Origin of the sequence: Streptomyces sp. NPDC002884, assembly GCF_040295245.1 — a bacterium.
GTDB lineage: Bacteria > Actinomycetota > Actinomycetes > Streptomycetales > Streptomycetaceae > Streptomyces.
In genome coordinates, this window is sequence record NZ_JBEOVB010000031.1 from 90,033 (window position 1) to 109,795 (window position 19,763).

The following is a 19,763-nucleotide window of genomic DNA, read 5'->3' on the forward strand; positions in this document are numbered from 1 at the left end:
GGCACCCGGCCCCGCCCGCCCGTCTGCCTGCCCGCCCGCTCGCCGGCCTGTCCCGTCTGCCCGCCGGCCTGCGCCCTAGGTTCTGTTCGCGGGTGGCAGGGAGCGTGACAGGGCGCGGTCGGTGAGGGCGCCGGCGGCTCCGGTGTAGGCCTGCGGGTCGAACAGGTCGGTGAGGTCGGTGGCGCCGAGGGCGGCCGCGGCCCGGCCGTCCTGGGCGAGGAGGTCGGCGAGGGTCTCGCCGCTGCGGGCCGAGCGGGCGGAGGCCTCGTTGAGCAGCCGGCGTGCCTCGGTCTTCCCCAGCAGCGGCGCCAGGACGGCGGCGACGCGTTCGGAGACGATCTGCCCTGCGGTCAGGGCGGTGTTGGCGCGCATGCGCCGCGGGTCCACCGACAGCTGCGAGGTCAGTTCCACGGCCTGGTGGGCCGCTCCCCCGGCCAGCCGCAGCAGGGCGCGCAGGGGTTCCCACTCGGCGTGCCAGGCGCCGGCGGAGCGTTCGTCCTCGCTCGGCATGCAGGCCAGCACGGTCGCCGCGAGCTGCGGTGACTGCAGGGCGGCGGAGCGGATGGCGGTCGCGAGGACGGGGTTGCGTTTGTGCGGCATCGCCGAGGACGCGCCGCGGCCGCCGGGCGCCGGCTCGTGCACCTCGGCCGTCTCGGTGCGGGTCAGGCAGAGCACGTCGACGGCGATCTTGCCGAGGGCTCCGCACAGGAACGCGGCGGCGGTGGCCACGTCCACCACCGGGGTGCGCAGCACGTGCCAGGGCAGGAGGGGGGCGCTGAGCCCGAGTTCGGCCGCGAAGGCCCCGGTCAGTTCCCGCACGTAGGCGGCGGGCTCGGCGCCGGGCGCGTGCTGGAGGTAGCCGGCCAGGGTGCCGGCGGCGCCGCCGAGCTGGACGGGCAGTCCCCCGGCGTCGAGGTCGTCGATCTTGTGGGCCGCGTCCAGGACGAGGTGGCGCCAGCCGGCCGCCTTGAGGCCGAAGGTCGTCGGGACGGCGTGCAGGGCCAGGGTGCGGCCCGCCATGAGGGTGTCGCGGTGCTGTGCGGCGAGGGCGGCCAGCGCCTGGTCCACGCGGGCCAGGTCGGCGCGGATCAGACGCAGGGTGCGGTGGGCCACCAGGACGCTCGCCGTGTCGAGGATGTCCTGGCTGGTGGAGCCGCGGTGCACGTAGGCGGCGGCGTCGGGGTCCTTTGCCGCGACCAGCGCGGTGAACTCCCGTACCAGCGCCACCACCGGGTTGGCGGACTCGCGGGCCTGGCGGGCCAGGGAGACGAGGTCGAGGCGTTCGGCGCGCGCCGACTCGGTGATCACCCGGGCGGCGGTGCCGGGGACCGTGCCGAGGCGGGCCTGCGCCCGGCTCAGTGCCGCCTCGGCGTCCAGCATGGCCTGCAGCCACGCGCCGTCGGACACCGCGGCCGCGGCGGGGGTGCCCGCCCAGACCGGCGCGAGCAGACCGGGGTCCGGCTGCGCCGCGGCCGGGTCCGCGGTGAGGGTGGTGTCAGTGGGCATGCGTGAGTCCTTGGTGTGGATGCGTGGGGGCCTGGCCGCCGGGGGCGGCGGTGTTCTCCTCCGCGCCGGGCGGGGTGCGGCCGGCGCAGACGAGTGCGGCGCGGGCGATGGCGTCGGAGTCGGTGAGGGTGACGGAGTTGACGCCGGGGCGGATGCCCGCGGCCGTCACCCAGTGCACCGACTCGGTGGGCACACCGAAGGCGAAGCGGCGCGGGTGCGGCCGGCCGGCCGCGTCGATGAGGCGGAACGGGCGGGTGGTGACGGCCAGTCCGTCGGTCTCGTGGCTGCCGGTGGGGCGGGTGCGGATGCGGTAGGCGGTGCACTGGCCGGTGGCCAGGAGGTGGCGCAGGAGGGGGTCGGCGGTGCGGGTGAGGGTGATCTCGGGCAGGCGTGCCTCGACGAGGGCGTCGACCCGTACGGCCGAGCCGGGTACGAGGGGTGAGCTGACGGTGTATCCGCCGCGGCCGGCGTCGACCTGTACGGCCGGCCCGACGACGTGCAGGACACCGGCCTCGATCAGCGCGATCATCTCCTCGACGCGCCGGGCGGGCGGGCCGATGGACAGGTAGGCGTTGAGCGGGGTGTACCAGTTGTCCAGGTCGGTGCGGTAGGAGTCGCCGTGCAGGCCGCCGTGGTCGACGGCGAGACGGATCTCGTTGCGCAGGTCGCGCAGGACGTCGAGGGCGGCTTTGAGGGGGCCGCTGACGTTGCCGGAATGGGCTTCGGCGACGTCTTCGCGCAGGTGGTCCAGGAGCCAGCCGGTGAAGTCGTCGGGGCCGGTGAACTGGCGGTCGCGGTAGGGGCGGGCGATGAGTTCCCAGTCCCAGCGGTCCTTCTCGCCGATGCCGTGGGCGGCGATGACGGCGTCGGTGTGGTGCGACTGCGGTCCGGCGGCGAGGTAGTCGTCCTGGAACTGCTGGGCCCGGGCGGTGTATCCGCGTGAGGTGAGCAGGGTGCGGTAGTAGACGGCCTCGACCTCGCGGGAGATCAGCGGCCACAGCTGGTCCTTGAAGTCCAGGCCGGTGCTCTCGTGGGTGCGGCGCAGCTGGGCGATGCGCTCGGCGGTGAGCAGGAGCGGTTCGTGACGGCCGTGGGGGCCTTTCTCGTTCTCGCCGCGGGCCTGGTAGGGCACGCCGCGCCGGGAGGCGGCGTGGATCCGCGGTTCGCGTCCGCAGGGGTGGTAGACGAGGCGGCCGCTGACGCGGGTGAAGGTGCCGCCGCGGCCGGCGGTGAGCTGGGCGAGGTGGTCGAAGAAGTTCAGGCCGAGGCCGCGCAGCAGCACCGTGGTGCCGGGGGGCAGGACGTCGAGGTCGACGTCGGCGGGGTTGGCCGGCGGGATGTGGAGCAGTCCGGCCTGCCGGGCCCGGGCGGCGACGTCGCGTTCGGCGGTGTCCGCGCGCACCGGCAGGTGTCCCTGGCACAGGATCACCGCGTCCAGGCCGGGCAGGACGCTGCCGTCGCTGAGCGTCACCCGCTGGAGGGCGGTGTCGCCGGTGCCGGGGTCGTCGTCGAGGGCGACGGCGAGGTGGGGGTGGGTGCTGACGGTCAGTCCGGCGGGGGCGCCGTCGATGACGCGCTGGTGGGCCCAGCGCAGGTAGTGGCCGTAGAACGCGCGGGTGGGGTAGGTGTCGGAGTCCAGCCGGCGGGCCTCGGCGAGGGCTTCGGCCGGATGGCCGTCGCCGAACTCGCCGGCGCCGAGGGCGAGGGCCCACTCGTGCAGGCTCGGTCCGGGCTCCAGGGGGCCGCGCAGGTCCACGCTGGCGTCGGTGAACACCGATATCTGTCCGGCCACGGTGTTCATGAGGAGGTGGCGGGACTGGTCGGTGCGCCACACCTTGCCGGGGCCGGGCGGGTAGGGGTCGACGACATGGATGCGGACGGTGCTGCCCTCGGGCTGCGAGCGGAAGTTGGCGCACAGTCGCTCGAGAACCGAGAGTCCGCGCGGGCCTGCGCCGATCACGCACACGGAGCGATGTCTCGTTGTCATGTTTCCTGTTTCTGCCGATGTCGAGCAACAGAGCGAGGGCCGCTGGGCGCGGGGGTGTGGAGGACGCCTGTGGCCCCCGCCCCTTTCACCACTCGAGCAGCGCGAAGCCCGCCGCCATGCCTCCGCCGAATCCGGCCAGGAGGATCAGCTCGCCCGGGTGGAAGGCGCCCGCACGGGCGGCCTCGTCCAGGGTGATCGGGATGGAGGCGGCGCCGGTGTTGCCGTAGCGGGTCAGCGTCAGGTGCATGGTGGCGCGGGACAGGGCCAGTTCGGCGAAGACGGTGTCGAGCATGACGCCGTTGGCCTGGTGCGGGACGAAGTGGCTGATGTCGTCGGGGGCGACGCCCGCCTCGTGCAGGAACTGCTTGGTCAGCGCGGGCAGGCGGTCCTCGACGAAGCGGCGTACCGCTCGGCCGTCCATCGTGAAGTACTGCCGGCCGGCCTGGAGGGTGTGCTGGTCCAGGGGCAGCCGGCTGCCGCCGCCGGGCACCTGGATGAGGTGCGCCAGTTCGCCGAAGGTGTGGTGGGCGACGTGCCGGATGCGTGCGCCGTGGCCGGTGCGGCCCAGGACCATCGCGCCGGCGCCGTCGCCGAAGAGGACGACCGTTCTGCGGTCGTGGGGGTCGAGGATGCGGGAGTAGACGTCCGCGCCGATGACGAGGGCGTGGCCGCCGCGGCGGGCGAGGATGCCCTCGACGGCGGTGAGCGCGAACACCTCGCCGGAGCAGACGGCGTTGATGTCGAAGGCGGCCGCGTCGGCGGCGCCGAGGTGGTGCTGGACGTAGGCGGCGGTGGGCGGCTGGGGCCGGTCCGGGGTGGAGGTGGCGACCACGATCACGGTGAGCTGGTCGGCGGTGATGCCGGCCGCTTGCAGCGCGGCCCGTCCCGCGGCCGTGGCCAGGTCGGAGGTGGCCTGGTCGTCGGCGGCCCAGCGGCGTTCGCGGATCGCGGTCTTGCGGATGACCCAGGCGTCGTCGACCGCGGCCGGCGCGCCGACTTCGTCGTTGGAGACAACCCGGTCCGGCACAAAGGCACCGGTGCCGAGGATCCCTGTATCGGTCATGCGCCTGCCCTCCCCTCACGTGGTGGTGGTGCGCTGGCTGTGCGGCCGGCCGGCGGGTGCGCGGCCGTGACTGACCCCCGCCGGGCGGGCGGCCCGCTGGGGCTGCCGCTCGTCGTGTGCGGGTGCGTTCGGTGCCCGGACCGGCGCCGGCGCCGGTCCGGCGGGCGCGGCGGCCGGGCCGGGCGGTGACGCGTCCCGGCCCCGCCCGCACGGGTGGGCGCGGGGCGGGGCCGGGGGGCGAGGGCGGCTGCGCTCGAGCCGGCGGCCGGCGGCGATACCGGTGTCGGTGCCGGTGTGGTGTCGGTGCCGGTGTGGTGCCGGGGCGGCCGTGCTCGAGCCGGCGCCGGTGGCCGGTGTGGCGGTACTGGTACTGGTGCCGGTGGCCGGTGTGGGGACCGGTGGCCGGTGTGGTGGGGGCTAGCGGGTTTCGTAGATGCGCTTGTGGCCGCGCAGGGCGGCCAGCCGGTAGCGGCCGGTGGTCTGCTCGGGGGTGGGGTGGTCGCCGCCGTCGGTGGGGAAGGAGCGCCGGTGCAGGGCGCGGTAGCGGGCGTAGTCGAGGGTCTCGCGCCGGTCGATCGCGTCGCGGTGCTCCTGGGTGCGCAGGTGGTCGCGGTAGCCGGGGACGACGGTCCCGGCGAAGAACTCCGCGACGCTGCCGGAGCCGTAGCTGAGGAAGGCCACGGCCTGCCCGGTGAGGTCGTCGGCGTGGTCCAGGAGCGAGGCCAGGCCGAGGTAGACCGAGGCGGTGTAGCTGTTGCCGACGACGGTGTTGTAGGCGGTGGTCAGTGCGAGGTCGCGGGCGACCCTGGCCTCGTCGGTGTCGTGTCCGTTGCTGTTCAGCAGGTGGCGGTGGGCCTTGTAGGCCATCTTCGTGAACGGCTGGTGGTAGCAGAAGGCGGCGAACTCGTCGAGTTTGCGGCCTCCTTGTTCCACGTAGTCCTTCCAGGTGCCTTCCACCGCCTGGAGGTAGGCGGTGATGGACTCCTGGCCGTCGACGAGGGCGGCCTCGCGGTAGTTGGGCCGCCAGAAGTCCATGACGTCGGCGGTGAACAGGCCCGACGGCTCCTCGATGCGCACCAGGGCGGGGTCGGCGCCGACCAGCAGGGCGACGGCGGCCGCGCCCTGGGTGGCCTCGCCGGGGCTGTCCAGGTCGTACTTGGAGACGTCGCTGGCGATGACCAGGACGCGCTGTGCGGGGTCGCGGTGCACCAGGCCGATGGCGAACTGGAGGGCGGCCGTGGCCCCGTAGCAGGCCTGCTTGAGTTCGACGACGCGGGTGGCCGAGGGCAGGCCGAGCAGGGAGTGCACGTACACGCCGGCCGCTTTGGCCTGGTCGATCGACGACTCCGTCGCGAAGACGACGGTACGGATGGCGTCGCTGCCGTGCCGGGCGACGATGGGTGCGGCGGCCGCCGCGCCCAGGGTGACGATGTCCTCGTCGGCGGCGGGCACGCTCATCGACCGCTGGCCGATGCCCACATGGTATTTGCCGATGTCGGTGCCGTTGTGGGCGGCGAGTGCCGTGTGCGGCAGGACGAACTCGGTGGTGGCGAACGACAGATCGTGGATTCCTACGGCGAGATCGCTGGCCATTTCCTATACACCGACCTTTGCTGTCGTGTTGTCGCGTTCCAGCTGGACGTGCGCGCGCATCAGTTCGCCCGGGTTGGTCTGGGCCGCGAGGAGGGAGAGTTCGCCGCACAGCACGGTGGCCGCGGCGATGACGGCGAGGCGGCGGGCGTTCTCCCCGGGGGCGCGGTCGGCCCGGCAGCCGAGGCGGGCGAGGTTGGTGTCGACGAAGGACAGTCCCTTGCCGTTGCCGACGGTGCCCACGATCAGGTTGGGCAGGGTGCAGGCGAAGTAGAGGTCGCCGTCGCGGTCCTCGGTCATGACGACGCCCTGGGAGCCCTCGACGATGTTGGCGGCGTCCTGGCCGGTGGCCAGGTAGAACCCCAGGAGCATGTTGGCGAAGTGGGCGTTGGCCGAGCGGATGCCGCCGGCCAGGAGGGTGCCCAGGAGGTTCTTGCGGAGGTTGAGCTGGGCTATCTTCGCGGCCGTGGTGTGCAGGACGTCCTCGACCACGGCGCGCGGGACGAGGAGTTCGGTGACGACGTTCTTGCCGCGGCCGAGGATGCCGTTGATCGCGGTGGCTTTCTTGTCCGTGCAGTAGTTCCCGGAGATCGATCCGTAGGAGATGTCCGGGATCGTCTCCAGGAGGTGTCCGAGCAGGATGTCGGAGGCGAGGGTGGCCATGTTGTGGCCGGAGGCGTCGCCGGTGGAGAACTCGAAGCGGACGAAGAGCAGGTTGGCGTTGATCTCGTGGCGGATGCCGATGAGTTCGGCGAACCTGCTGGAGGTGCGCACGAGTTCGCGCAGTTCGCCGATGCGGGCGTCGATGGTCCGCGCGGCGGTGAGCGCGGCCTGTGCGTCGGCGGCCTCGACGAGCACCGAGCGGGTCATCCGCTCGTCGACGAGGGTGGCGACGATGCCCTGCTCGGCCAGCATGGAGACCTTCGCGCCGCGGCCCACGGAGGGCCACAGCGGCGACTCGTAGGTGGCCAGCGGGACGTGGGTCTCGGTGGTGGCGACGTTGCCCGAGATGCGCAGGGGTCCCACCCACCGCATCGGGACCCCGGCGATCGCGTGCGCCTCAGTCATCGTGTGCTTCCCGTCATCTCGTGGAGGGCGTCCGGGCTGCTGGAGCGCCGGGCCAGCGGCCGGGTGTCGATGCCCCGGTCGGCGCAGAAGGCGCGCAGGTCGCCGTGGAGGAGCACGTCGCAGCGCGTCAGGTCGGCCGGGGTGCGTGCGCCGAGCATCGTCTGCAGCGCCGCCAGCTGGTCCAGCCAGGTGGAGATCTGTGCGACGAGCGCGGAGACGCCGCCGTCGAGGAGGGTGCGCAGGAATCCGCCGGACGCGCCGACGGCGGCGGCGCCGAGGGCCAGGGCGCGGGCGACGTCGAGGGGGTTGCGCACGCCGCCGGAGGCCAGGACGGGCAGGCCGGCGTCGCCGGCGTCCAGCAGGCAGGCGGCGGTGGACTGGCCCCAGCCTTCGAGGTAGGCGTAGTCGCCGAGGCGGCGGCGGCCGTTCTCGATGCGGGCGAAGTCGGTGCCGCCGCGGCCGCCGAGGTCGGCGACGCGTACGCCGAGGTCCTTCAGGGTGGCCACGCTCTGGCGGCTCAGGCCGAAGCCGACCTCCTTGACGATCACGGGGACGTCGACGGCCGCCGCGATCTTCTCGATCTGCCCGGGCCAGGCGGAGAACGAGCGGTCCCCTTCCGGCATCACCGTCTCCTGGACGGTGTTGACGTGGATCTGGAGGGCGTCGGCGCGCAGCAGGTCGACGGCGCGCTGTGCGTGGTCGGCGGAGACCGTGGCGTTGATGTTCGCGATGACGAACCCGTCGGGGTTGTGCTCGCGCAGCACGCTGAAGGTGCCGGCGCAGGAGGAGTCCTTGAAGTAGGCGCTCATGGATCCCGACGCGATGGGCACGCCGGTCTCGCGGGCGGCGGTGGCCAGGTCGCGGTTGATGAGGCCGGTGTTCTCGCTGCCGCCGGTCATGGCGTTGATGTAGAGCGGCACCGGCCAGGAGATGCCGGCGAAGGTCGTGGCCAGGGACACGTCGGGCCGGTCGATGCCGGCCAGGGCGTGGTGGACGAACGACACCTCGTCGAACTGGTTGTGTCCGCTGTGCTCGCGCTGCTGGTCGACGGCGAGCCGGACGTGGTCGTCCTTGCGTTGTCCGATCATTGTTCGTTTCCTTCCGCGGCGGGACGGACCGGCAGGGGCAGCACCCCGGCCGCGGCCCACCGTTCCCGCACGTGTTCGATGTCCCGTGTGGCTTCGGCGTCCAGCAGCGCGATGCCGCAGTCGCCGCCGCCGGCCCCGGAGGGTTTGGCCGCGCCGCCGGCGGCTTCGGCGGCGTCGCACAGCGCCGTCAGTTCGGGCGTGAAGATTCCCAGTCCGACCTCGTCGTCCAGCCGGGCCAGCTCGCGCCGGGCCCGCCGGATCTGTTCCAGCAGGCCGCGGGGGTCTTTGTGGTCGAGTGCGGTGACGCAGGCGCGCACGCAGTCGGTGGTGGCGGCGGTGAACGCGCGGTGGGAGGCGCTGCCGCGCCAGGTCCGCCGGTCCAGGTCGGAGACGAGGGCGGCGGTGGAGGCGGGTGTCCCGCTCCAGCCGACCTCCAGTTGCAGGCCCGCGGGCGCCGGCAGCCGGCGTACCGCGAACTGCGGCCAGGGTGTGCGCAGGGCTGTCCGGACGCCGTGGTGGCGGGCCAGGTCGCGCACGGCGGTCCGGTCGGGTGCCCGGTAGGCGATCCAGCCGCCCCAGGTGCTGGCGGCGAGGTCGCCGCAGGAGGCTCGGGGGTCGATCTCGGCGGTGGCGAGCACGGCGAGGCGGAAGCGGTCCTCGGGCGGGAGCCGCAGTCCGCAGAAGGCGGCGACGGCGGCGACGGCGGCGACGGTCACCGCGCCGCTGGAGCCCAGGCCGTACTTGGTGCCGTTGTCGTGCAGGCCGCTTTCGACGCGCAGGCCGAACCCGGGTACGGGCAGGCCGCGTTCGGCCAGCAGCCGGGCCACGGTCTCGACCGCCGAGACCACGTGGGCCAGCCCGGCGGGCGCGCCGGACGGGGCGGTGTCGCCGGACGGGCCGTGCGGGCCGGTGTCGCCGGAGGCGTCGGGGGCGTCGGGGGCGTCGGGCGGGGTGAGCCGGCCGTTGTGCCAGTGCAGGCGGGCGTGCGGGCCGAGGTCGGAGGTGATCTCCACCGCGGTGCCGGGCCGGTGCGAGACGGTGACGGTGACGTAGCGGTCGACGGCGACCAGGACCGCCGGGTTGCCGGGGTCGACGACCGCGTACTCGCCCGCGACGAACAGTTTGCCCGGCGCGCGCCGCACCACGGCGGGGCGGCCCGTCATCACCGCTCCCCCGGCAGCAGACGGGCGCCCGGGCCCGGCCGGGCGATGAGGACCGTACCGTCGGGGACGGTACCGCGCAGCACCCGGGCCACCCTCTCCGCGTCCGTGCGCGGGCAGAGCACCTTGACGTTCGGCCCGGCGTCCATGGTGGCGTAGGCGCAGACGCCGTCCTTCCGGAGCTGGAGCACGCTGTCCAGGACGGTGAGCGAGGCCGGCGCCAGGTAGCGCACCGCGGGGCGGGCCGCCAGCATCGTGGCGTGCATGCCGAGCGCGTTGCGTTCGGCGATCTCCCCCACCGCCTCGAGGTCGGCCCGGCGCAGCGCGGCGCGCATCTCGCTCAGGTCGTCCGCGCTGGAGCGGGCCCACGGCTCGTACAGCGGTGAGGTGTCCAGGGTGCGGCGCATGGCCTCGCGGCTGGAGACGGCCTTGGGGCCGGCGTTGACGACGGCGATGACCAGTGCGGGGTCCAGGCCCGCGGCGGGCACCGGCTCGGCGTAGGAGCCGAGGTCGGCCTCGGCCTCGGTGGCGGCGGTGGGCGGGCCGGCGTGCCACAGGGCGAAGCCGGCGAAGATCGACCGGGAGGCCGAGCCGGATCCGCGCCGGGCCAGGCGGGAGTGGGCGGTGGCGTCGAGGCGGAGACCGTAGGCGGCCGCGGCGGCGACGGCGAGGGCGGCGAAACCGCTCGCGGAGGACGCCAGGCCGGCCCCGGTGGGGACGGTGTTGTGGCTGTCCACGACGGCCCGCTCGGAGCGGCCGGCCTGTGCCCGCACCAGGTCCAGGAAGGCGGTGACGCGGCGCAGCATCTCGCCCCGGGCGGGCCGGCCGCCCAGCGTGAGCGTGTCGTGGTCGGCTCCGGGGTCCAGGCCGACGCGGGTGGTGGTGGGGAAGATGTCCAGGGTCATCGACAGGCTGTCGACGCGCGGCAGGACGAGCCGCTCGTCGCGCTTGCCCCAGTACTTGATCAGGGCGATGTTCGGATGGGCGACGGCGGTGGCGTGCTGCCGGCCCTCCCGCCGCTGCTGTTGCTGCTCCTGTTGCTGCTGTTGCGGTGCGGCCGGCGGGGCCGGGTGTTCAGCGCGCATGGTCGGCAAGTCCCCTCAGCGGTACGGCCCACGTCTGCACGGCGCCGGCCTCGTGGAGGCGGGCGGTGACCTCCCGTGCCTGCACCGGCTGGGTCAGGGCGATCACGCAGCCGCCCAGGCCGCCGCCGGTGATCTTGGCTCCGAGGCTGCCCGCCGTGAGCGCGGCCTCGACCAGGCGGTCGATCCTGTGGGTGCTGAGGCCGGCCGCGCGCAGCAGGTCGTGATAGTCCGTCAGGCGGGCGCCGAGCTGCTGCGGCCGGCCGCCGGCCAGGGCGCGCCCGGCCTCGTCGGTCAGCTGGGTGGCGCGGCGCACGAAGCGTTCCTGTGCCCCGGTGTGCCGCTGGAATCCCTCACGCAGCAGTTCGACGGCGTCTTTGGTGCGGCCCACGACGCCGCTGTCGGCGATGATGAACAGTCCGTCGCAGCCGATGCTCGCCTCGCTCGCCCGGCCGGCCTGGAACAGCAGCGGGGCGGTCGCGCCGACGGCGCGTGCGTCGACGCCGCTGGAGCGGCCGTGGGCCACGTTCTCGGCCGTCTGCACCAGGTCGAAGGCGGCGCTCTCGCTCAGGTCGCGGCCGTAGAGGTCGGCGAGGGCGAAGACGACCGCGCGGGCGCAGGCCGCGCTGGAGCCCAGGCCGCGGCCGTGCGGGATCGCGCCGTCGATGATCACGTCGAGGCGCGGGCTGTCGGTCACGCCCATGACGGTCTCGAACTCGGCGGTCAGCCGGCTCAGGCTGTCGGAGGCCTGGGTCATCATCGGCCGTGACGGGGAGCCGGTCATCGTGAAGGACACCCCGCCCGGATCGCCGGGGGCACGGGAGGACCATCCGGCGCTCGCCGTGACCGTGAGCTGCGGAACCGGCAGCGCGAGCGCCGGCGCCCCGTACACGACCGCGTGTTCTCCCAGCAGAATGGCCTTGGCGTGGGCGCGGCCGATCCCGACCGAGCGCGCCCGGTGGTTTTCTGACACCCCCTCCGCTGAGGTCGGTAGCGTCAACGCACTCAGCTCCCCTTGTCGGTTCTGCATGGAGATCGCACGGTCCAGTTCTGGAAGGCAGTGGAGCGGGACAGGATCCGGGCAGCCCTGAAGGGCCGGCAGTGCAGCGGTGCAGCGGTGGCGGTGCGGCGGTGCGGCGGATGCGGGTCCGCAGGGGGCAGCGGCCCCTTGGTAGCGGGCTGCTGCCGCGGCCGGGCGGAGGGTCCGGCGTTCGGGCTCGGGTCCGAGGCCGGGACCCGGGTTCAGACGGCTTCGCCGGCCGGCACCGGCGGTGTGCCGGTGGGGGCGGCCTGCGGGGGCCGCTGCTTCCTGCTGCGGCTCCACCGCTTCATCACCGGGTTCTCCACCAGGGTGTACAGCAGCCAGGCGGCCAGCAGGTTCACCGCGAGCAGCACGGCCAGCAGGCCGAGGGCGGGGAGGGTGTCGAAGGTGCGGCTGCCCAGTACCTCGGGCCGGCCGTAGAAGATCACCAGGGCCTGGAGGAGGTAGAAGGCGAAGGAGACGCTGCCCAGCCACACCATGGTCCGGCCGGCCAGCCAGCCGCGTTCGCCGCGCAGGTCCGAGGTGGCCGCGGCGCAGATGATCATGCCGATCGGGACGATCGTGGTGAGGCTGAAGTCGTAGGGGTCGGGGGCGGCGAGGGCGGCCCAGTAGCCGGCGGCGAAGGCGGCGGCCGAGGGCAGCAGGCCGATGCGCGGCCACCGGCCGGCGGCGACGATGCGGGCCAGGATCATGCCGAGCACGAACTCGAACAGGCGCGGCGGCGGGAACGCGTAGCTGAACCACTGCTGGTTCAGCGGCAGGTCGTATCCGGGGATGTCCATGCCGCGGGGGATGAACCGGGTCACCAGGGCCACGCCCGCCACGCCGGCGACCGCCGCGGCGGCGTACAGCCACAGCCGGTGTTCGGCGATCCGCCGTACCCCGAGGATGAACAGGGGGAACAGCGCGTAGAAGAGGACCTCTGAACACAGGGACCAGGAGGGGAAGTTGACGCTCTGCACGGTGTCGGGCCGGTTGCTGAAGGCGTGCACCAGGGAGAGGTTCGCCAGCCAGGCGTGCAGCGGGGTGGCGGAGGCCCACAGCCACATTCCCAGGGCCCAGGTGACGATGTGGTTGGGGTAGATCTTCAGTGCCCGGCGCCGCCAGAACGCGGTGGCCGGGTCCGCGGGGTTCGTGGACCAGGTCAGGACGAAGCCGCTGAGGACGAAGAAGAAGGACACCCCGATGGGTCCGGCGGGCAGGAAGAAGTCGGCCAGCTTCTTCGCGAGGTCCAGGTCGGCGAAGAGGCTGGGCGGCGCGGTCGGCCGCAGGGGGTTGCCGAGCATCAGGCTGTGGGTGAGGAACACCAGCAGGGCGGCGAGGAACCTGAGGCCGGTGAGCGAGGGCAGCGGGGGCCGGCGCTGCGGCGGACCGCTGAGGGTCGATGCGGCGGTTCGGTCTGCCATGCGCGCCTGCCTTTCGGTCGGAACGGGACGGGGCGGAGCGGGGCTGCGGGCTGCGGGCTGCGGGCTGCGGGCTGCGGGCCGGCCGGGGTATCCGGTGGCCGGGGCGCTGTTGGCCCGGCGGGTCCCCGCGCCTCCCCCTGGCCCGCGCCTCTCGGCCCGTCCGCGGGCGGCGGCCCGTGGGACGGGGCGCGGCGGGACGGGCCAGGACGGGCAAGCAGGCGGGGGCTCGGGGGCGGTGCTGCGCCGGCGGCGGGCCGCGGGCGGGGCGGCAGAGGCGGTCCGGCGGGCCGGGAGGGCGGCGGGCCGGACGGTCCCGAGGGGCGTCGTGCGGCGGCCGTCGCACCGCCCGCCCGCACGGCACGGCACGCCACGCCACGGCGCGGCCGGTTGGTCCCCCGCGGGGCGCCGGCCCCTGCGGGCGGACGGGCCGAGGGGGGAAGACAGGAAGCTGCGCCGTACCGGGCGTGGCGTGGAGTGGCTCTCGCCGGCGGAAGGCGGCGGATACGGCATCGTCCGCTGTCCCGGAGCGACTTCCGGGCAGGGGTGACGCCCGGGAATAGTGACACGGGCGGCGTCCCCACGCCAAGAGCCCCTCGAAGTGACGCAGGTCACCTTCTCGGCGGTCGTGCGCCACGGGGGCGGCGGCGGGGGCGGCGATGCCGTCGGGTGCGTGCTCTGCCCCGAGTGGGGCCGTGCGCAAGCCGGGTGAGGGTGCGTCAGCTGTGGGGCCGGGGGCAGGACGGCCGGGTGTGCGCGCCGCTCCGGAGCCGGTTCACGCGCGGCGGGCGGGACGGCGGAGCACTGCCGGGGACAACGCGCACCGCCCCCGGGGTCGGCCGGGGGCGGTGCGGGTGCGCCGGGTTCAGGTGCTGCTCAGGTGGTGGCGCGGGTGGGGGTGGGGGTGGCTTCGGCCGCCGCCTCGTTGGTGGCTTCGGCGACCGCGTCGCGCGGCTTGGAGTCCACCTTGTCCATCAGCAGCAGGACGAGCACGGCCGCGACGACGAGTACGCCGGCGGCGGCGCGCAGTGCCAGGGCGTATCCGTCGGTCTGCGCGATCTGCGGGAGGGTTCCGTCCGCGACGTGGTCGTTGACGTAGCGCAGGGCGAGCGGGACCAGGGTGGCCAGGCCGAGCGAGGCGCCGACCTGCTGCATGGCGGTCTGCACGCCGGAGCCCAGGCCCGCGTCCTGGCCGGTGACCTCGTGCAGCGCTCCGTTGGTGAGGGCCGGGTAGCCGACGGCGTTGAAGAAGCCGTACAGGAGCAGTCCCGGCATGATCCCGCCGACGAAGGACGCGTCGGTGGCCAGGCCCGCGGCGGCGACGGCGAATCCGCCGGCGCTGCCGAGGAAGGAGATGATCAGGGTCGCCTTGACGCCGATGCGGGGCATCAGCGCGGTGGACACACCCATGCCGACGCCGATGGCGAGGGTGAAGGGGATGTAGGACAGCCCTGTCTTGAGCGGGGAGTAGCCGAGGACCTGCTGGAGGTACAGGGTCAGCAGGAAGGCGTAGGTGTAGAACGCCGCGAGCGAGAGCACGCTGACGCCGTTGGACGTCACCCGGGTGCGGTTGGTGAAGAACCGCAGGGGGATCATCGGGTCGGGGACGCGGGACTCCCACACGGCCATGAAGACCAGCAGGGCGAGCCCGCCCAGCAGCGGCACCAGTACCTCCGCGGAGCCCCACGGGTCGTCGGCGGCCTGGAGCAGGCCGTACACGACCGCGACGAGGCCGCCGGTGGCGCTGAGCGCGCCGACGACGTCGATGCGCTGGTCGGGGCGGCGGGCCATCCGGCTCTCCGGGATGACGCGCGGGACCATGATCAGCGCGAAGATCGCGATGGGGATGTTGATGTAGAAGATCCACCGCCAGTCGACCAGGTCGGTCAGCGATCCGCCGACGACCGAGCCGATCGCGCTGCCCAGGGCCGCCATGCCGCCCCACAGGCCGAGCGCCTTGGTCCGTTCCTTGGCGTCACGGAACAGGACGGGGATCAGTCCGAGCGCCGCCGGGCCGGCCAGCGCCTCGCCCAGGCCCTGGACGAACCGGCCGCCGACCAGCATCCCGGAGTTGGCCGCGGCACCGCACACGGCCGAGGCCACGCCGAAGACCAGGACACCGGCGATGAAGGTCCGCCGGCGGCCGTACATGTCGGCCAGCCGTCCGCCCAGCAGCAGGAAACCGCCGGCGGTCAGGACGTAGGCGTTGACCACCCACGCGAGGCCCCCGACGGTGAAGTCCAGGTCGTCCTCGATATTGGGCAGGGCGATGTTCACGACGGTGACGTCCATCATGAGCATGAACTGCATCGCTGTCAGAACGGCCAGCGCCGTCCAGCGCCGCGGGTCGGCATCGACGAGGACGCCCGTCCCGCCTCGTGCTTCCTTGTCTGCGCTACTCATACCTAACCAGTTCCTCCGAGTGATCTGCGGCTGGAGAAATCCGTCCGCGCGGCCGGCCGGCCGGCCCCGTGCCGCAGATCGGGACCGGCGAGCCGGCCGCCCGCCCGTTCGCGGGACGGTGTCCGTCTCAGCACTACGACGAAGCGACTCCCCCGGATGTGACACAGCGCGCCGGTTCTCTTGGCCGGGGTGCTCCGCGGCGCGTGCGCGAGGCCGTCCGGGACGGGGCCGGGGCCTCGGGAACCGGGAGGACGACGGGGCGGGAGGACGACGGGGCGGGAGGACGACGGGGCGGGAGGCGGCCCGCGCCGCATGCCTCACCGCACCGCACCGCAGGCAGCACCGCACCGCAGGTAGCACCGCACTGCCCCGTGCCGTGCTGCCGCGTGCCGTGCCGTGCTGCTGCCGGTGGTGCGGGACGGGCGGGGCCGGGTCAGCCCAGGTAGCGCTGGATGGTCGGGGTGAGCAGGTCGATCAGTTCCTCGCTCGACGCCGACGCGATCGGCTCCAGCTCCACGACGTAGCGCAGCAGGACCACGCCCCAGACCTGCCCGGCCGCCGCGTTGATGTTGATCGCCGGTACCTTGAGCGTCTCGGCGGCCTGGTAGATGTCCATCCCGGCGATGCCGATCGCCTTGCCGGCCTCGGCGAAGAGCTGGCTGGCGAGGAACCCGCGCATCTGCTCCGCGCCCTCCTTGCCGTTGACCGCGGCCTTCAGGATCCCGAGGAGCTTCGGCCTGACCTGGGGGTCTTCCCACAGCACGAAGGCCGCGCGCAGAAGGCTCCCGGCCAGCTGCTCGCGCGGCCCGTCGAGCGCCGCCGCGCCGGCCTCCCCCAGGACGCCGCCCAGCGAGTCCAGGGCGGCGGCGCGTTCTTCGGCCTCAAGAGCTTCGGACATTTCTCCTCCAGATATCACTGATATCACTGACGTCATTGATGTCACTGATGTCGCCGGTACTGATTTCCCGCTGCCGCCGGCGCCCGATGTCGGGCGGTCCGGCCGGCGCGGATTCCCGTCATGCGCCGCGCTGGGCGGCCACGAGCTTTTCGAACGTGTCGGCCAGCGGCAGGTTCTCCCAGAAAGCGGGAGGCCTGCGGTAATACACCCCGAGCTTGTGGTATTCCTCGGTGCGCGACAGCGTGGCGCCGTAGACGAGGACCCGCTCGCCGTCGTACTCGTGCGGGGCGTTCTTCGCGAACAGCTCGATCTCCGGGTGGAGCGTGGTGGGATATGCCGCCTGGTCCGGGCTCACCACGGAGAAGCAGATCCGCTCGATCGCCGGGGAATCCCAGCTGAAGGTGGGGTAGATCGAGAACGACTTCTGGATGAACTCCAGCAGCGGTGCACTCGGCTCCGGCAGTCCGGTGTCACTGAGCAGCGACAGAGCGGTCTTCTCCTCGACGGGTGCGGCCATGAAGTACACGTTCATGGTTTTGCTGATGTAGTCGATCCCGATGATCGATATGCGGTTGTCCAGGCCGATGGAGGCGAAGGTGCGGGCGTGTTCGGCCACGCTGCGCGGCATGGACGGGATCTCGGCGAGCGTGGAGAGCTTCCCCAGATTGTCCAGGGGGAAGAAGACATAGGTCTTCTTGAAGCCGCCGACGACTCCGGCCTCGACACCGAAGAAGCTGACCGCGCACCGCTCGGCGATGTCCGAGGCCAGGGTGGAGACCGGATGGTCCGTCTCCTCGACGAAGCCGTTCGCCACGGCGATCTTGTACGGGTCGCCCACCTCGGTGGGCACCGTGAAGTTGTAGTCGATCTCGCCTCGGTACTTCTCGCCGCCGGCCATGGCGAGCACGACCACAGACTCGTCCGATATGTCGTCACCGAACGCGGTCAGGACCGACAGAACCTTGTCCCGTGTGTAGGGGACGTCCAGCAGGCCCGCCGCTTCCTCGATGGCCGCATACACGGCTTCCGCTTTCGTTGCTCCGGACATTACTCCTCCAGGGTTCAACCTTGTTTTTTTCCGAACAGGAAGTGCAGCGACTAAATGCGCCGGGTTTCACCAGGGCTCGCACCTTGAAGGGGCCGATTCCGGGCGACCGTACCATTCGTCCGAGACTTCCGTCAGACGGACCGCTCGATATCCGCTCGATATCGGCTCGACATCGGCTCGAAGTGTTCCGCACTTTCAGGCGATCTTCGTCGCGGACAGGAGCGCCTCTACGGTGAGGGCGTGCGGCGGGAGATTTGCGGGGTCGTCGGTGATCGCCTTGGTGACCTGGAATCCGCATTCTTCCAGCCAGCTCTGCCACGTCGACAGTTTCTGCGGTCCGCCCTGCCCCATGGTGCAGCCGATGAAGAAACTGGGGTAGAAGTCGACGGTGTAGTTGTCGGTGTCCTTGATGTTCTCGGGGAACACCGGGACCAGGACGTGGACCTGTCCTCCGGCTTCCAGTGACTGGTGGACGCCTTCGAGGATCCGGAACACGTCGCTCTTGTCGAACATGGGCAGGAAGTGCTTGATCAGCACCACGTCGAAACCCTTGGGGACTTCTTCGAATACGTCACCGCCGATGAATGAGCAGTGTTCTTCCACGCCGTGCGCCCGGAAGTTCTCCAGGCATTCCTTTTCCTTTTCGGGCAGGTCGAAGGTGGTCACCGTGAGTCCGGGCGAGTTCTTCAGCCGCAGGGTGTTGACGGCGCCGAGGCCGGTGTTCCCGGCGAGGTCGAGCACCCTGGAGCCGGCCGGGACGTCGACGTTGTCGAAGAACCAGGGGTCGACGTGGGCGGTGACGGTGTTCATCAGCTTCGCCCACGGCTCGCGCAGTTCCGGGAGCTCGGCCAGCGCGCCGTAGAGGTCTCCCTCGAAGCCGTAGAGCTCCTTCAGGCCGACGGTCGTGCCGGTGCGCACGCTCTCGGTGAGGTAGAACAGCTGCCGCAGCGTGACCGCCTTGATCATGTCCAGGTCGGCGAGGACCTGCTGGAGCTCCTTGTCGCCGACGCCTTCGAGGGCGTCCAGGGCGTAGGTGCCGGACGCCTCGTCGTAGGCGACGAAGCCCTCCTTGACCAGCAGGAACAGCAGCTGCTGCACGGCGTCCGGCTTGGCGCCGGCCACCTCGCCCAGCTCGGCGGCCGTCTGAGCGGGCCGGTCGCGGAGCGCGTCGATGATGCCCAGCTCGAAGCAGGACAGCAGGGTCATGAACCGGGAGGGTCCCACCAGGTATTCACGGAACCGCGCGAGCGTGGCTTGTGGCGTCATGTCACTGACCTCATTCTCTTCGGCCGCCGGACGCGGCCGCACGGCGGCAGGAAACGGTGCGGGCGGAGCTGCGTGCTCAGTAGCGGTAGTGGTCCGGCTTGTAGGGGCCTTCTGCGTCGACACCGAGGTATGCGGCCTGCTCGGGGCGCAGCCGGGTGAGGGTGACGCCGAGTGCGTCGAGGTGGAGGCGGGCGACCTTCTCGTCGAGGTGCTTGGGCAGCACATAGACGTCGGTCGGGTACTCCTCGGGCTTGGTGAACAGCTCGATCTGGGCCAGCGTCTGGTCCGCGAAGGAGTTGGACATCACGAACGACGGATGCCCGGTGGCGTTGCCCAGGTTCAGCAGGCGGCCCTCGGACAGCACGATGAGGACCTTGCCGTCGGGGAACTTCCACGTGTGGACCTGCGGCTTGACCTCGTCCTTGACGATGCCGTCGATCTTCGCCAGGCCGGCCATGTCGATCTCGTTGTCGAAGTGGCCGATGTTCCCCACGATCGCCTGGTGCTTCATCCTGGCCATGTCCGCGGCCATGATGATGTCCTTGTTGCCCGTCGTGGTGACGAAGATGTCCGCCTTGTCGACGACCTCGTCCAGCGTCGTGACCTGGAAACCGTCCATCGCCGCCTGCAGCGCGCAGATCGGGTCGATCTCCGTGACGATCACCCGCGCACCCTGCCCGCGCAGCGACTCCGCACAGCCCTTGCCCACATCGCCGTACCCGAACACGACCGCCGTCTTGCCGCCGATCAGGACATCGGTGGCACGGTTGATGCCGTCGATCAGGGAGTGCCGGCAGCCGTACTTGTTGTCGAACTTCGACTTCGTGACCGCGTCGTTGACGTTGATCGCCGGGAACAGCAGCGAGCCGTCCCGGTGCATCTCGTACAGGCGGTGCACACCCGTCGTGGTCTCCTCGGTCACCCCGCGGATCTCCGAGGCGAGCTGAGTCCACTTCTGCGAACCGTCCGTGATGGTGCGCTGCAGGACCTGGAGCACGACGCGGTGCTCGTCGGACTCCGCGGTGTCGAGCGAGGGGACCTTGCCGTCCCTCTCGTACTCGACACCCTTGTGGACGAGCATGGTGGCGTCACCGCCGTCGTCCAGGATCATGTTCGGACCGCCGGTGGGCGTGTTCGGCCAGGTCAGCGCCTGCTCCGT

Annotated in this window: 15 protein-coding genes; all 15 read right to left on the reverse strand. The window is 72.4% G+C overall.

Going from position 1 to position 19,763, the window contains the following annotated elements:
* Positions 1 to 75: 75 nt before the first annotated feature.
* On the reverse strand, positions 76 to 1,506 hold the full coding sequence (locus ABT070_RS37285) for a nitrosuccinate lyase (protein WP_351767339.1): 1,431 nt from the start codon (positions 1,504 to 1,506) through the stop codon (positions 76 to 78).
* The gene (locus ABT070_RS37290; protein ID WP_351767340.1) at positions 1,496 to 3,493 is read right to left on the reverse strand and encodes an FAD/NAD(P)-binding protein; all 1,998 of its coding nucleotides are present in this window, start codon (positions 3,491 to 3,493) and stop codon (positions 1,496 to 1,498) included. Before ABT070_RS37290 ends, ABT070_RS37285 begins: the two co-directional genes overlap by 11 nt.
* Positions 3,494 to 3,578: 85 nt before the next feature.
* Positions 3,579 to 4,556 (reverse strand): 3-oxoacyl-ACP synthase III family protein, encoded by a 978-nt coding sequence (locus ABT070_RS37295; RefSeq protein WP_351767341.1) that lies wholly within the window; start codon positions 4,554 to 4,556, stop codon positions 3,579 to 3,581.
* Between the two features lie 417 nt (positions 4,557 to 4,973).
* Complete coding sequence (locus ABT070_RS37300) at positions 4,974 to 6,149, reverse strand: hydroxymethylglutaryl-CoA synthase (RefSeq protein ID WP_351767343.1); 1,176 nt, start codon at positions 6,147 to 6,149, stop codon at positions 4,974 to 4,976.
* Positions 6,150 to 6,152: 3 nt separating this feature from the next.
* Complete coding sequence (locus tag ABT070_RS37305) at positions 6,153 to 7,214, reverse strand: hydroxymethylglutaryl-coenzyme A reductase family protein (protein WP_351767344.1); 1,062 nt, start codon at positions 7,212 to 7,214, stop codon at positions 6,153 to 6,155.
* Positions 7,211 to 8,302, reverse strand: coding sequence for a type 2 isopentenyl-diphosphate Delta-isomerase (gene fni / locus ABT070_RS37310; RefSeq protein WP_351767345.1), 1,092 nt, complete (start codon positions 8,300 to 8,302; stop codon positions 7,211 to 7,213). Before fni ends, ABT070_RS37305 begins: the two co-directional genes overlap by 4 nt.
* Positions 8,299 to 9,465, reverse strand: coding sequence for a phosphomevalonate kinase (locus tag ABT070_RS37315; RefSeq protein ID WP_351767346.1), 1,167 nt, complete (start codon positions 9,463 to 9,465; stop codon positions 8,299 to 8,301). Before ABT070_RS37315 ends, fni begins: the two co-directional genes overlap by 4 nt.
* Positions 9,465 to 10,547 carry a diphosphomevalonate decarboxylase gene (mvaD, locus tag ABT070_RS37320; RefSeq protein WP_351767347.1) on the reverse strand — a complete coding sequence of 361 codons (1,083 nt, stop codon included), beginning with the start codon at positions 10,545 to 10,547 and terminating at the stop codon, positions 9,465 to 9,467. The genes ABT070_RS37315 and mvaD overlap by 1 nt, the downstream gene beginning before the upstream one ends.
* Entirely contained in the window at positions 10,537 to 11,517 is a 981-nt protein-coding gene (gene mvk / locus ABT070_RS37325) for a mevalonate kinase (RefSeq protein WP_351767348.1), read from the reverse strand. Before mvk ends, mvaD begins: the two co-directional genes overlap by 11 nt.
* Positions 11,518 to 11,786: 269 nt before the next feature.
* The gene (locus tag ABT070_RS37330) at positions 11,787 to 12,992 is read right to left on the reverse strand and encodes an acyltransferase family protein (protein ID WP_351767349.1); all 1,206 of its coding nucleotides are present in this window, start codon (positions 12,990 to 12,992) and stop codon (positions 11,787 to 11,789) included.
* A gap of 873 nt (positions 12,993 to 13,865) precedes the next feature.
* Entirely contained in the window at positions 13,866 to 15,392 is a 1,527-nt protein-coding gene (locus ABT070_RS37335) for an MFS transporter (RefSeq protein WP_351767350.1), read from the reverse strand.
* Between the two features lie 433 nt (positions 15,393 to 15,825).
* A complete protein-coding gene (locus ABT070_RS37340) occupies positions 15,826 to 16,290 on the reverse strand; it encodes a TetR/AcrR family transcriptional regulator (protein ID WP_351767351.1) in 465 nt (154 codons plus the stop codon).
* A gap of 118 nt (positions 16,291 to 16,408) precedes the next feature.
* Complete coding sequence (locus tag ABT070_RS37345) at positions 16,409 to 17,338, reverse strand: aromatic prenyltransferase (protein WP_351767352.1); 930 nt, start codon at positions 17,336 to 17,338, stop codon at positions 16,409 to 16,411.
* Between the two features lie 195 nt (positions 17,339 to 17,533).
* Entirely contained in the window at positions 17,534 to 18,604 is a 1,071-nt protein-coding gene (locus tag ABT070_RS37350) for a methyltransferase (RefSeq protein WP_351767353.1), read from the reverse strand.
* A 76-nt stretch (positions 18,605 to 18,680) separates the two neighbouring features.
* On the reverse strand, positions 18,681 to 19,763 hold a 1,083-nt coding region (locus tag ABT070_RS37355; protein WP_351767354.1), incomplete at its 5' end, for an adenosylhomocysteinase.